Consider the following 11,610-nt stretch of genomic DNA (forward strand, 5'->3'; position numbering starts at 1 on the left):
GGGCGCCCCGACGGGCGCCGTTGCGATCCGAATGTTTCACGTGAAACACACCCCGGCTTCGGTGGCTGCCGACCAGGGCAGGTCAAGCAGTTCGAGTTCTTGACCGGCGCGGGCTCCGCCGGGCGGGACGACCGCGAGGGCCTCGGCCGCCGCGATACCGCGCAGCATGGCCGGCCCGTTGTAGTGCAGGGGCACGGCGCGGTCGCCACGCAGGACGACGGGAACGAGCCGGGTGTCGTGCGGGTGCCCGTGCACCTCGTCCTTGAGCGGCAGCGTGTACGGCTCCGGCGCCGCCCGTCCCGCGAGGGTCCGCAGCAGGGGCTCGGCGAGGGTGAGCAGCCCGGACACGGCGGCCAGCGGGTTGCCGGGCAACCCCACGAGGTGCTGGTTCTCCTTCAGCCGGGCCAGCAGCATGGGGTGCCCGGGGCGCACCTGGACACCACTCACGAGCAACTCGGCGCCGAGGCGGCGCAGCGTGGGGTGGACGTGGTCGACGGGTCCGGCGGCGGTACCGCCGGTGGTGACGACGATCTCGGCGGGGGAGTTCCTCAGGGCTTGATAAAGCGCCTCGGCGTCGTCCCCGAGTCTGCGTACGGCGATGACGTCGGCGCCGAGCGAGCGCAGCCAGGGCGGCAGCATCGGGCCGAGGGCGTCCCGGATCAGACCGTCGTGCGGCAGCCCCTCGGTGAGCAACTCGTCGCCCAGAACGAGGACTTCGGCCCGGGGCCGAGGGATCGCGGCGAGGGTGTCGTATCCGGCGGCGGCGGCGAGCCCGAGGACGGCCGGGGTCACGAAGGCGCCGGTGGGCAGCAGCTGGTCGCCGGTGCGGCACTCCTGGCCGCGCGGACGGATGTCCTGGCCGTGGCTCATCTCCCGGGTCGCGTGCAGCCTGCCCTGATCGTCCGTGCGGCCGTGCTCGCTGCGCAGTACGGCGGTCGTGTCGTGCGGGATACGGGCGCCCGTCGCGATCCGTACCGCCTCGCCGTCGGTGAGCGGCTCGGGCTGCGCGTGCCCGGCGAGCACACCGGCCTCGCGCACGTCCCAGGGACCGGGGCCCGCGACCGCCCAGCCGTCCATCGCGGAGGTGTCGAAGGAGGGGAGGTCGGTGAGGGCCGCGAGCGGGGCGGCGAGGACCAGGCCGAGAGCGGCCTCGACGGGTACGGAGATCGGCGCCGAGGCGGTACGGGAGACCCGGCGGGCAGCGCGCTCGGCGATGGCGCGGGCCTGGGGCCACGGGGTGGCCCGGAGGCGCTCGGAGGCGGGTTCGGGCGTGGGGGCGGGGTCGGCGCCGGTTCCGGCGGGGCGCGGCTGGTCGGCCTCCACGTCGTAGACCCCGTCCCCTGCGGGGGCCGGGGCCTCGGCGCCTCCTGGAGTGGGTCCCGCGCCCTGCTTGCGGCCACTGTTGCCTTGGTTCACGAGGGCGAGGGCCTCCTCGGCGCCGAGGTCGTCCAGGTCGCTGCGGGCGGTCATCCGGCGTCCGGGCTGTCGGGGGCCTTGCCCGCGGCGGGCCCGGCGTCGGCGGCCGCGGCCTCGTCGGCCCAGCGCAGCGCGAGGTCGACGGCCTTGCGGGTGGCCTCGGCGACCGCCTCGGGGCCTCCCCCGGCCCGGCCCGCCGCGTATCCGACGAGGAACGTCGTCAGGGGGGCGGCCGGCCTGGCCACACCGTGCGCGGCGTCACGGGCGAGGTCGAGAAGGAGGCCGGTGTCGACGTCCAGGTCGATGCCCAGTTCGTCCTTGGCTGCGGAAATCCATTCGTCCAACACGTGCCCATGCTCCCTGATGCGTGCTCTGGCGGCGGCGATGTCGTCCCAGGTGTCGCAGTCGAAGGACGCGACGGGGTCGGACACACGGGTGAGTTCCAGCGCGGCGGTCAGCCGGCGCAGCGGCAGGCCGGTGAGGCCGCCGTGTTCGAGGGTGAGCGCGCCCAGCTCCCGGCGCAGCGCGGACGCCCGGTACGCGGCCACGAGCGGCTGGTCCCGGCCGCCGGTGTCGGTGAGCAGCGCACCCTCGGCGCCGCTCGTGCGCAGGGCGCCGAGAAGCCGTCGCACGGTCGCCGGTCCGAGGAACGGGAGATCGGCGGAGAGTACGACGACATGCTCGGCCATGGTGTTCCGCAGACCCGCGTCGAGCGCGGCGACGGGTCCGCCGCCCGGCGGGTCCTCGTGGGCCCAGGTCACGGGCCGTGCGGTGGGCCGGGGGCCGGCGACGACCACGGTGGTGGCGGCGTCGGCGCAACTGGCGAGCACTCGGTCGAGCAGCGCGCGCCCGCCCACCCGTACACCGGGCTTGTCCGCGCCACCGAGCCGTCGGGCGGCCCCGCCCGCGAGCACCACGGCGTCGTAGCCGTCGGCGCCGGGAGTCGTCCCTGAGGGCGGGGGCTCGTAGGCGGTCACCCTCCGAGTATGCGGGCCGCCGCCGATCACAGGGAACGTGTGCGCGTCACCCGCGTCACAGGCTCCGCAGCAGCACCGCCGGTTGTTCGACGCAGTCCGCCACATAGCGCAGGAAACCGCCCGCCGTACCGCCGTCGCACACCCGGTGGTCGAAGGTGAGCGACAGCTGGACGACCTGTCGCACCGCAAGTTCTCCCTCGTGCACCCATGGCTTGGGGACGATCCGGCCGACGCCGAGCATGGCCGCCTCGGGGTGGTTGATGATCGGCGTGGAGCCGTCGACGCCGAACACGCCATAGTTGTTCAACGTGAAGGTGCCGCCGGTGAGTTCGGCGGGTGTGAGGGTGCCGGTCCTGGCCGACTCGGTCAGCCGCGCGATCTCCGCGCCGAGCCCCTCGGCGTTCCTGCTGTGCGCGTCCCGGACGACGGGGACGACGAGCCCGCGTTCGGTCTGCGCGGCGAAGCCGAGGTGGACGCGGTCGAGCCGGACGATCTCCCTGGCCTCCAGGTCGACCGTGGAGTTCAGGTCGGGGTGGCGGGCGAGGGCGGCCGTGCAGATACGGGCGAGCAGCGCGAGGAGGGAGACCTTCGCGGCCCCGCCGGCGTTCATGTGTGCGCGTGCCCGCATCAGCTCCGTGGCGTCGGCATCCACCCAGCAGGTCGCGTCCGGGATTTCGCGCCGACTGCGGGAGAGCTTGTCGGCGACGGCACCCCGGATGCCCTTCAGGGGCACGCGCGTGCCCTCGGTGGCGGCGGTGACTGCGGCGGGGTGCGCCGCAGGAACAGGAGCCGGCGCCGGCGCCGGGGACTCGGTTCGCGTGGCGGCGCCCGCGTGCAGCGCGCGCTCCACGTCGGCGCGCAGGATCAGTCCGTCGGGCCCGGAGCCCGCCAGCTCCCGCAGATCCAGGCCGTTCTCGCGGGCGAGCCGGCGAACGAGCGGCGAGATGACCGGAACGGGCCCGTCGACGCGGCCGGGAGCGGGGGCGGGGGCTTGCCCGGCCGTGCCCTCGAGGGCCGCCGGAGCGGCGGGCGCCGCCTGTTCCCGCCGCACCCTCCGTCGCCGCGCGGGCGCCTCGGAGGTGCCGTATCCGACAAGCACGTTGCCGGAGCCCTCGGCCGCGTCACCGGCGGGGTCCGGGTGGGCCGGGGTGCCGACCGCGACCGTCACCAGGGGTGACCCGACGGGCAGTTCGGTGCCCTCCTCGCCGAAGCGGGCGGTGACGACACCCCCGTAGGGACACGGCACGTCGACCATCGCCTTCGCCGTCTCGACCTCGACGACCGGCTGGTCCACGGCGACGACCTCGCCGACCTCGACCAGCCAGCGCACGATCAGCGCCTCGGTGAGCCCCTCGCCGAGGTCGGGGAGCCTGAACTCCAGTACCTGTGCCATCAGCGTTCCGCCTCCCACTGCAGCCGTCCCACGGCGTCCAGGACGCGGTCGACGCCGGGCAGGTGGTGCCGCTCCAGCATCGGCGGCGGGTACGGGATGTCGAACCCGGCGACGCGCAGCACCGGCGCCTCCAGGTGGTGGAAGCAGCGCTCCGTGACACGGGCCGCGATCTCCCCGCCGGGGCCGCCGAAACCGCCCGACTCGTGGACGACCAGGGCCCGCCCGGTCCGCCGTACGGAGGCGCATACCGTCTCGTCGTCGAAGGGGACCAGGGAACGCAGGTCGACCACTTCCAGGTCCCAGCCCTCCGCCTCCGCGGCCCGGGCCGCCTCCAGGCAGACGGGCAGGGACGGCCCGTACGTGATGAGCGTGGCGCTGCGGCCCGGGCGGCGGACCACCGCGCGTCCGATCGGTTCGACGGCCGACGGCTCGTCCGGGTTCCAGGAGTCCTTCGACCAGTACAGGCGCTTGGGCTCCAGGAAGACCACGGGGTCGTCGGAGGCGATGGCGGCCCGCAGCAGGCCGTACGCGTCGGCGACCGTGGCGGGCGTGACGACGTGGAGGCCCGGGGTCGCCATGTAGTACGCCTCGGAGGAGTCGCTGTGGTGTTCGACGCCGCCGATGCCGCCGCCGTAGGGCACGCGGACGGTGATCGGCAGGGGCATGGCCCCGCGCGTGCGGTTGCGCATCCGGGAGACGTGCGAGATCAGCTGCTCGAACGCGGGGTAGGCGAACGCGTCGAACTGCATCTCCACGACCGGGCGCAGACCGTACATGGCCATGCCGACGGCAGCGCCGAGGATGCCCGCCTCGGCCAGCGGGGTGTCCGTGCAGCGGTCGTCGCCGAACTCCTTGGCGAGTCCGTCGGTGACCCGGAAGACCCCGCCGAGGGTGCCGACGTCCTCGCCCATGACGTGCACGGTGGGGTCGGTGGCCATGGCGTCGCGCATCGCGCGCGTGAGGGCCTGTGCCATGGTCGCGGGCTTGAGGGCGACGGTGGTCATCAGTGCGCCCCTTCCGCCTCGGCCTCGAGCTCGGCCCGCAACTGGGCCCGCTGCTCGCGCAGCTGGGGAGTGTGTTCGGCGTACACCTGGGCGAACAGGTCCATGGGGTCGAGCACCGGGTCCTGGTTCATCCGGGCGCGCAGGTCGGCGGCGAGCGCCTCGGCGTCCTCGCGCGCGGCCCTGATGCCGTCCTCGTCGAGCAGCCCGCGCGCGGTGAGCTCCCGTTCCAGGAGGTCGATCGGGTCGTGCTCGCGCCAGGCGGTGACCTCGGAGTCGGCCCGGTAGCGCTTGTCGTCGTCGGCGTTGGTGTGTGCCTCCACGCGGTAGGTCACCGCCTCGACGAGCGTGGGACCACCACCCGCGCGCGCGTGGCGCACGGCGTCGCTGAGGACGTCGTACATGGCGACCGCGTCGTTGCCGTCGACCAGGCGGCCCGGCATCCCGTAGCCGACGGCCTTGTGGGCCAGCGACGGGGCGGCGGTCTGCTTGGCGAGCGGCACGGAGATCGCGAAGCCGTTGTTCTGGACCAGGAAGACCACCGGCGCCTGCCACACGGCGGCGAAGTTCAGCGCCTCGTGGAAGTCGCCCTCGCTGGTGCCGCCGTCCCCGACCATGGCCAGCGCCACCACGTCGTCGCCCTTGAGACGGGCGGCGTGCGCGAGCCCGACGGCGTGCGGCAGCTGCGTCGCGAGCGGGGTGCACAGCGGCGCCACCCGGTGCTCACGCGGGTTGTACCCGGTGTGCCAGTCACCGCGCAGCAGCGTCAGCGCCTGTACGGGGTCCACGCCCCGGGCGACCACGGCGAGCGTGTCCCGGTAGCTGGGGAAGAGCCAGTCACGGTCCTCCAGGACGAGCGCGGCGGCCACCTCGCAGGCCTCCTGGCCGACGCTGGAGGGGTACACGGCGAGCCTGCCCTGCTTGGTGAGGGCGGTGGCCTGCGCGTTGTACCGGCGCCCGCGCACCAGCTGCGCGTACAGCCGGCGCAGCAGCCCGGCATCCGCCCGCGCCGCCGCCTCGGTACCGAGGACGCGGTACGGCTCCGTGTCGGGCAGCAGCGGCGCGGGGTCGGTCCGGGGCTGCCAGGCGGGCGGCGGCGTGGGGCGGTACGCACCCCGCTGCTCCATGACCGTCATGCGGCACCTCCTCGTGGGAGACGGCTCCGGGCGGGCCACGGTTGTGACTCGCCTCACCTACCGATTGTTCGGTCGTCGGCACATTTTGGCTACAGGCGCCGCCAGGCTGTGGACAAACGGTTCTCCACAGCCTGAGATGGACGCAGTACGTCCATGGCAGGGAGGCGGGGGCACATGGCACCTGAACAAATGGCCGAGCGCACGGAAGGCGGCCCCGCCCTGCCGCCCCCACGGCCGCTGGACGCCATTGATCAGGACATCCTGCAGATGCTCCAGGCGGACGGCCGCGCCTCGATCCGTTCCGTGGCCGAACGCGTGCACGTATCGCGGGCCAATGCCTACGCGCGCATCAACCGCCTCATCGAGGACGGCGTGATCCGCGGTTTCGGCGCCCGCGTGGACCACGAACGCGCCGGGCAGGGCACCTCGGCGTACATCACCCTGAAGATCGTCCAGAACTCCTGGCGCACCGTCCGCGAACAACTGCGGCAGCTCCCGGGCGCCGACCACATCGCCCTGGTGGGCGGCGACTTCGACGTGCTCCTGCTGGTCCACACCCCCGACAACAAGGCGCTGCGCGAGCTGGTGCTGATGCGCCTGCAGGCGATGCCGGAGGTGCTCAGCACACGCACACTGCTGGTGTTCGAGGAGGAGGACCTGGACCTGGAGGGCTGAGGCACCGTTCCTGAGACTGAGCGGGCGTGAGTCCGTTCAGCCGCGCGCCCCGAACGGTCTTGGGCGATCCCCCAGAGGGGGTGCCCCCAGTCCCCGGCGTACTCGACCCCGGGTGGCGACACGCATCCTGTGCGTGGCCCGGGCCCGGGAGGCCCCCGCGGCCGGAGGCCGCTGTCAAACACAGCCCTGCGCGACCTGGTCAGGTGAGTACGGCCAGAGGCGACGGGGAGGCCCTGAACCATCGTCCTTGTGTGCACCCCTTGCCGAGCAGCTACCAACCCCCCACGGAGTCCCGCTACGGGTTGCGCAGCCCCCCGAAGACCAGCCGCGCCACCGCGTCGGCGACCTCCCGCTCACCCATGCCGCGCGCGTCGGGCCGGTACCACTCCACGACCGAGTTGATCATCCCGAAGACGAGCCGCGTCGCGAGCCGCACCTCCACGTCACCGCGTATGTCCCCCTCGGCGGCGGCGGCCTTGAGCAGCTCGGCGACCCGGTGGTCGAAGTCACGGCGCCGTTCCAGGGCCCGGCGCTCGGTCTCGGTGTTGCCGCGCACCCGCAGCAGCAGCGTCACGTACGGCAGTTCGGCGATGAGCACCTCGACCATGCGCCGTACGACGTACTCCAGCCGTCCGGCGGCGGGCCCCACGCGCGCGTGCTCCTCGTCGAGGATCCCGAACAGCCCGTCCAGGGCGCGGTCGACGGCAAGGCGCAGCAGCTCCTCCTTGCCGGTGATGTGGTGGTAGATCGACGACTTGGAGATGCCCGCCGCCTTGGACAGGTGCTCCATGGAGGTGCCGTCGTAGCCGCGCTCGTTGAACACCTGCACGGCGACCTGGAGCAGGGTCTGCGTGGTGTAGGTGTCGCGCTTGGCGGTGGTCATGGGGTGCCCTCCCGCTTGTCGGTGGCGTACGCGTGGCGGTAGAGCGCGAGGGACGGCGCGTACCGTCCGCTCGGGTCGCGCTGGTGGAGTTCGTCGAGGATCTCGTGCGCCCAGCTCCGGCCGAGCCGGCGGCTCCACTCGAAGGGCCCGAGCGGGTAGTTGACGCCGAGGCGCATCGCCGTGTCGACGTCCTCCTCGGTGGCGACGCCCTTGGCGACGGCGTCGTGCGCGAGGTCGATGATCCGGGCCACCGTGCGGGCGACGATCATGCCGGGCGCGTCCCCGAGGACACTGACGTCCTTGCCGAGCGCCTGGAAGAGGCCGATGGCCTCGGTCAGGGTCTGCGGCTGGGTGTCCTGGGAGGCGGACAGGGCGATGCGGGTGGCCCGCCGGTAGTCGAGGGCGAGGTCGAAGTAAACGACGTCACGGAACTCGACGCTGGTCTGCCCGTCGGCGAGGACCAGCTGACCGCCGCTGGGCAGCACCAGCCGGGTGCCGTGGTCCTCCTCGTCCTCGCGGACGGGAACGCCCGCCTCACGGATCAGCGCGAGCAGGTCGGCCGCCGGGCCCAGGTCACCCTCGGCGACGACGTACGCGGGCGGCTGGGCCGCTTCCGCGGTGTGCGGTTCGGCGCGCTCGGCGTCGTCCCCGTACTCGTACCAGCCCTGACCGGTCTTGCGGCCGAGCCGGCCCGACTCGACGAGCCGCCGCTGGGCGAGCGAGGGCGTGAACCGCACGTCCTGGAAGAAGGCCTGCCACACGGAGTGGGTGACGGCCTCGTTGACGTCCTGCCCGATGAGGTCGGTCAGCTCGAAGGCGCCCATTTTGAACCCGCCGCACTCGCGCAGCACCGCGTCGATGGTGGCGGGGTCGGCGGACTGGGCCTCGTACGCGGCGAACGCCTCCGCGTAGAAGGGCCGGGCGAGGCGGTTGACGATGAACCCGGGGGTGTCGGCGCAGGCGACCGGCGTCTTGCCCCAGGCGCGGGCCATCTCGTACGCGCGCGTGGCCGACGTGACGTCGGTGGCGAACCCGGAGACGACCTCCACGAGGGGCAGCAGCGGCGCCGGGTTGAAGAAGTGCAGCCCCACGAACCTCCCGGGGTTGCGCAGGACGCCGCCGATGGCGGTGACGGACAGGGACGAGGTGTTGGTGGCGAGCAGACAGTCGTCGTCGACCACCTCCTCGAGGGCGCGCAGCAGCTCCTGCTTCACGTCGAGCTGTTCGAGGACGGCCTCGACGACGAGGGAGCAGTCGGCGAGTTCGGCGAGGCTCCCCGCGGCGTGCAGGCGGCCCCGCGCCGCGTCCCGGTCGGCCGGCGCGAGCCTGTCCTTCGCCACGAGCCGGTCGAGGCGCGCGCCGATCGCGGCGGCGGCCTCCTGGGCCCGCCCGGGCGCGGCATCGAACAGCCGTACGTGATGACCGGCGGCCAGCGCGACCTGGGCGATGCCCTGGCCCATGGTGCCGGTGCCGACGACGGCCACGGGGCTGCTGAGGTCGAGTGCTGTCATGTGCGCGATCCTCCCGCACGAGGTTGTCCACAGATGCGGCGGACCCCCTTGTCCCGACCGATCGTTCGGTTACTCTAGCCCTGTCATCCCTTTTCTGCCCAGGTCATGAGCTCGACGAAGTGCTCTTGAGACGAGGAGTTGGTCCCCCGATGGCCGCCGAACTCACCGCGCACCAGCTGATCGCCCAGCACCGGCCCACCCTCGATCAGGCGCTGGAAGCGATCCGCACGCGCGCGTACTGGTCCCCGCACCCCGAACACCCCAAGGCGTACGGGGAGGACGGCAGCCTGGACCTGGCCGCGGGCAAGGCCGCCTTCGACGCGGTCCTCAACACCCGCCTCGAACTGGACCAGCCCGGCACCGACGGCTGGGTGGGCGGCGAGGTGTCCCCGTACGGCATCGAGCTGGGCGTCACCTATCCGCACGCGGACGTCGACGTGCTGCTGCCCGCCATGAAGGCCGGACAGCGCGCGTGGCGCGACGCGGGCGCGGAGGTCCGCGCGGTGGTCTGCCTGGAGATCCTCCGGCGGATCAGCCGCCGCACGCACGAGTTCGCGCACGCGGTCATGCACACCAGCGGCCAGGCCTTCATGATGGCGTTCCAGGCGGGCGGCCCGCACGCCCAGGACCGCGGCCTGGAGGCGGTGGCGTACGCGTACGCGGAGCAGGTCCGCACCCCCGGCACCGCGGAGTGGACCAAGCCCCAGGGCAAGCGCGACCCGCTGGCCCTCACCAAGGAGTTCACGCCGGTCCCGCGCGGCATCGCCCTCCTCATCGGCTGCAACACCTTCCCCACGTGGAACGGCTACCCGGGCCTGTTCGCCTCTTTGGCCACGGGCAACCCGGTCCTCGTCAAGCCCCACCCGCGCGCGGTACTGCCGCTCGCGCTGACGGTCGCCGTCGCGCGCGAGGTCCTGACCGAGACCGGCTTCGACCCCAACCTCGTCGCCCTGGCGGCCGAGCGCCCCGGCGAGGGCATCGCCAAGACCCTGGCGACCCGCCCGGAGATCCGGATCATCGACTACACGGGATCGACGTCGTTCGGCGACTGGCTGGAGGCCAACGCCCGCCAGGCGCAGGTCTACACGGAGAAGGCCGGCGTCAACACGGTGATCGTGGAGTCGACCGGCGACTACAAGGGCATGCTGTCGAACCTCGCGTTCGCCCTCTCCCTGTACAGCGGCCAGATGTGCACCACCCCGCAGAACCTCCTCATCCCCCGCGACGGCATCCGTACGGAGGAGGGCCACAAGTCGTACGACGAGGTGGTCTCCGGCCTCGCCGCGGCCGTCAGCGGCCTGCTGGGCGACGACGCGCGCGCGAACGGGCTGCTGGGCGCGATCGTCAACCCCGACGTGAAGGCCCGGCTGGAGGCGGCGGCCGGCCTCGGCGAAGTCGCCCTGCCCTCACGGGAGATCGTGAACCCCGACTTCCCCGAAGCGGTGGTCCGCACGCCGGTCGTCGTGAAGCTCGACGGCGCCAAGCCAGACTCCGAGGCCGCCTACATGAGCGAGTGCTTCGGCCCGGTCTCCTTCGCCGTCGCGGTCGACTCGGCGACGGACGCGGTGCAGTTGCTGCGGCGGACCATCCGGGACAAGGGCGCGATGACGGTCGGCGCGTACACGACCGACCCCGAGTTCGAACAGACCGTCCAGGAGGCCTGTTTCGACGAGTGCGCCCAGCTGTCGCTGAACCTGACCGGCGGGGTGTACGTCAACCAGACGGCCGCCTTCTCCGACTTCCACGGCTCGGGCGGCAACCCGGCGGCGAACGCGGCCCTGTGCGACGGGGCGTTCGTGGCGAACCGCTTCCGGGTGGTCGAGGTGCGCCGGGAGGCCTAGAAGGCCGCGTCGCCGGTGAGGCTCCAGTGGTACAGCGTCATGGCCACGCTGGTCGCGAGGTTGTAGCTGGAGACCTGGGGGCGCATCGGCAGGGACACCAGACGGTCGGCACGCGCGCGCAGTTCGGGCGACAGCCCGCTGCGCTCGGAGCCGAAGGCGAGGAGGGCGTCGTCCGGGAGCTTCAGCCCCCGAATGTCGTCGCCCTCCGGATCGAGCGCGAACACCGGCCCGGGCGGCAGCTCGGCCACCGTCAGCCGCTCCACGGCCGTCGCGAAGTGCAGCCCCGCCCCACCGCGTACGACGGTGGGGTGCCAGGGGTCGACGGTCCCGGTGGTGACGACGCCGGTCGCGCCGAATCCGGCCGCGAGCCGGATCACCGCCCCGGCGTTGCCGAGGTTGCGCGGGTCGTCGAGGACGACGACGGGCGCACTGCGGGGCATGCGCGCGAGCGCCTCCAGGTTGGCGCCGCGCGAGGGCCGTACGGCCAGGGCGGCCACCGCCGTGGGATGCGCGCGCGGCACCAGCGAGGTGTACGTCGTCTCCGGCACCTCGGCCAGGAGGGCGTCCAGGGTGTCCCGTACGTCCGGAGCCAGCTCGTCGGCGAGATCCAGGGCCGCCAGTCGGTCGGTGGTCACGGCCACCGGGATGCGCGCGCCGAAACGGACGGCGTGCTTGAGGGCGTGGAAGCCGTCGAGCAGGACGGATGCGCCCGAGAGCCGGTGCCAGTCGGTCACCGCGGCGCTCGCCGGCCCTGTTGCTGAGTCCGTCATGCCGTGC

Annotated in this window: 10 protein-coding genes; 2 read left to right on the forward strand and 8 right to left on the reverse strand. The window is 73.2% G+C overall.

The annotated features are described in order from the left end of the window. Nucleotides 1-36: 36 nt before the first annotated feature. Genes PV396_RS19300 through pdhA form a run of 5 tightly spaced genes read right to left on the reverse strand, consistent with a single transcriptional unit; the run spans nucleotide 37 to nucleotide 5,923 of the window. Entirely contained in the window at nucleotides 37-1,470 is a 1,434-nt protein-coding gene (locus tag PV396_RS19300; RefSeq protein WP_319206083.1) for a molybdopterin molybdotransferase MoeA, read from the reverse strand. Next, nucleotides 1,467-2,393, reverse strand: a complete 927-nt coding sequence (locus tag PV396_RS19305) for an NTP transferase domain-containing protein (RefSeq protein ID WP_319206085.1) — start codon at nucleotides 2,391-2,393, stop codon at nucleotides 1,467-1,469. The genes PV396_RS19300 and PV396_RS19305 overlap by 4 nt, the downstream gene beginning before the upstream one ends. A 55-nt stretch (nucleotides 2,394-2,448) precedes the next feature. Further along, nucleotides 2,449-3,786, reverse strand: a complete 1,338-nt coding sequence (locus tag PV396_RS19310; RefSeq protein WP_319206087.1) for a dihydrolipoamide acetyltransferase family protein — start codon at nucleotides 3,784-3,786, stop codon at nucleotides 2,449-2,451. Beyond that, nucleotides 3,786-4,790, reverse strand: coding sequence for an alpha-ketoacid dehydrogenase subunit beta (locus PV396_RS19315; RefSeq protein ID WP_319206089.1), 1,005 nt, complete (start codon nucleotides 4,788-4,790; stop codon nucleotides 3,786-3,788). Before PV396_RS19315 ends, PV396_RS19310 begins: the two co-directional genes overlap by 1 nt. Next, nucleotides 4,790-5,923 carry a pyruvate dehydrogenase (acetyl-transferring) E1 component subunit alpha gene (gene pdhA / locus PV396_RS19320; RefSeq protein ID WP_319206091.1) on the reverse strand — a complete coding sequence of 378 codons (1,134 nt, stop codon included), beginning with the start codon at nucleotides 5,921-5,923 and terminating at the stop codon, nucleotides 4,790-4,792. Before pdhA ends, PV396_RS19315 begins: the two co-directional genes overlap by 1 nt. Before the next feature lie 174 nt (nucleotides 5,924-6,097). Between pdhA and PV396_RS19325 the strand changes: the two genes are divergently transcribed. Further along, a complete protein-coding gene (locus tag PV396_RS19325; protein ID WP_416071433.1) occupies nucleotides 6,098-6,598 on the forward strand; it encodes an Lrp/AsnC family transcriptional regulator in 501 nt (166 codons plus the stop codon). A gap of 295 nt (nucleotides 6,599-6,893) precedes the next feature. Here the strand turns inward: PV396_RS19325 and PV396_RS19330 are convergent, their stop codons facing one another. Then, on the reverse strand, nucleotides 6,894-7,481 hold the full coding sequence (locus PV396_RS19330; protein WP_319206093.1) for a TetR/AcrR family transcriptional regulator: 588 nt from the start codon (nucleotides 7,479-7,481) through the stop codon (nucleotides 6,894-6,896). Continuing rightward, nucleotides 7,478-8,992 (reverse strand): 3-hydroxyacyl-CoA dehydrogenase, encoded by a 1,515-nt coding sequence (locus tag PV396_RS19335; protein ID WP_319206095.1) that lies wholly within the window; start codon nucleotides 8,990-8,992, stop codon nucleotides 7,478-7,480. Before PV396_RS19335 ends, PV396_RS19330 begins: the two co-directional genes overlap by 4 nt. Nucleotides 8,993-9,141: 149 nt before the next feature. On the opposite strand from PV396_RS19335, the gene paaN reads away from it, so the two are divergent. Further along, nucleotides 9,142-10,833 carry a phenylacetic acid degradation protein PaaN gene (paaN, locus tag PV396_RS19340; protein ID WP_319206097.1) on the forward strand — a complete coding sequence of 564 codons (1,692 nt, stop codon included), beginning with the start codon at nucleotides 9,142-9,144 and terminating at the stop codon, nucleotides 10,831-10,833. Here the strand turns inward: paaN and PV396_RS19345 are convergent. After that, the gene (locus PV396_RS19345; protein ID WP_319206098.1) at nucleotides 10,830-11,603 is read right to left on the reverse strand and encodes a TrmH family RNA methyltransferase; all 774 of its coding nucleotides are present in this window, start codon (nucleotides 11,601-11,603) and stop codon (nucleotides 10,830-10,832) included. The genes paaN and PV396_RS19345 overlap by 4 nt on opposite strands. Between the last annotated feature and the right edge of the window lie 7 nt (nucleotides 11,604-11,610).

Source organism: Streptomyces sp. ME02-8801-2C, from assembly GCF_033793965.1.
In the GTDB taxonomy this organism is placed as follows: domain Bacteria; phylum Actinomycetota; class Actinomycetes; order Streptomycetales; family Streptomycetaceae; genus Streptomyces.